This is a genomic window from Leisingera sp. F5 (assembly GCF_001593695.1).
Map to the genome: position 1 here is coordinate 1 of NZ_LUKH01001181.1, position 1211 is coordinate 1211.

The 1211-nt window shown below is 65.2% G+C and carries 2 protein-coding genes; one reads left to right on the forward strand and one right to left on the reverse strand.

Going from position 1 to position 1211, the window contains the following annotated elements; translation table 11 throughout:
* Positions 1-809: ferritin family protein (locus A2I95_RS39950; RefSeq protein WP_291737880.1), on the reverse strand; the 809-nt coding region annotated here is incomplete at its 3' end.
* 137 nt (positions 810-946) lie between these two features.
* On the opposite strand from A2I95_RS39950, the gene A2I95_RS39955 reads away from it, so the two are divergent.
* The coding region (locus A2I95_RS39955) for a TetR/AcrR family transcriptional regulator (protein ID WP_291737881.1) at positions 947-1211 on the forward strand (265 nt) is incomplete at its 3' end.

Here is a 1211-nt window from a genome sequence, read left to right on the forward strand (position 1 = left end):
AAGTCCGGGATCAGATAAGGCAGGGCGTGGCCGAGGCCGCCCACGGTGGTCATGATGCCGGAGGCCAGCCCGCGTTTCAGCGGCGAGCCGCGGCCAGAGAGTTCTCCGTCGTCGGAAGCCGCCTCGGTGAAGCCCATCGAGATGCCGGCCCCGACCGAGGCCGCCATGCCGACCAGAAATGTGGTCCAGGTGTCCTGGGTGGCAAAGGCGGTGGCAAAAATCGGCGCCAGGGTGGAGACCGAACCGTCCATCAGCCCGGCCAGCCCCGGCTGCACCCAGGTCAGCACGAACTGGCGGTGGGCGGCACGGTCCTCGTCCTGGCGCGTATCCGTGTCCAGATGCGTGTCTTGCAATTCGCCTGCGCGTGCCTGATGGCTGGCCTCAGCTGCGGCCAGATCACCCAGCAGCCTGCGGGTGGCGGCATCCCGGGTGCGGGCGGCGGCGGCGGTGTAGAAGCGTTCGGCGTCGCGCTCCATCGCGCGGGCCTCGCCGCGGATGCGGTCCAGGCTGAGGTTTTCCATCAGCCAGATAGGGCGGCGGGCATAGTAGCCCGCCACATGCTCGCGCCGGATCAGCGGAATTGCCGGCCCGAACCGGGCCTGGTGCAGGGCAATCAGCTGGGCGCGGTGTTCGTCTTCCTCGGCGGCCATGCCGTCGAACATCGCCGCGGTTGCCGGAAATTCTGCGCGCAGGCGCTCTGCATAGCCGCGGTAGATACGCGCATCATCCTCCTCGGAAGAGATCGCAAGGGCGAGGATCTCCTGCCCGGTCAGCTCCGCAAACTGCTTGCGCTGAGTGAGAAAACGCATCTGCTGCCCCTTAGTTTAGAATGATTCTAAATATAACGGTTCCGCGAGGGAGCGCAAGACGGTGCGGCTTATGCTGTTGCTATGCGGCAGCAGAGGCTACACTAGGTCCAGACCCGCAGGCAGCCAAAGGAACCCGCATGAATCAGCAAGCCAGCGTCCTGCGTACAGGCCGGAAATTTGATCAGGTCCTGGCAGGGGCCCGCGAGGTGTTCCTGGCTGACGGGTTTGAGGGTGCGAGTGTTGACAACATTGCCAAGGCGGCGGGCGTGTCCAAGGCAACGCTGTACAGTTATTTCCCCGACAAGCGGGTGCTGTTCATGGAAGTGGTGCGTTCGGTCTGCGTGCAGCAGTCTGAAGCGTCGCTTGATCTGGCGGCGGGCAGTTGCGGCCCGCGCGAGGTGC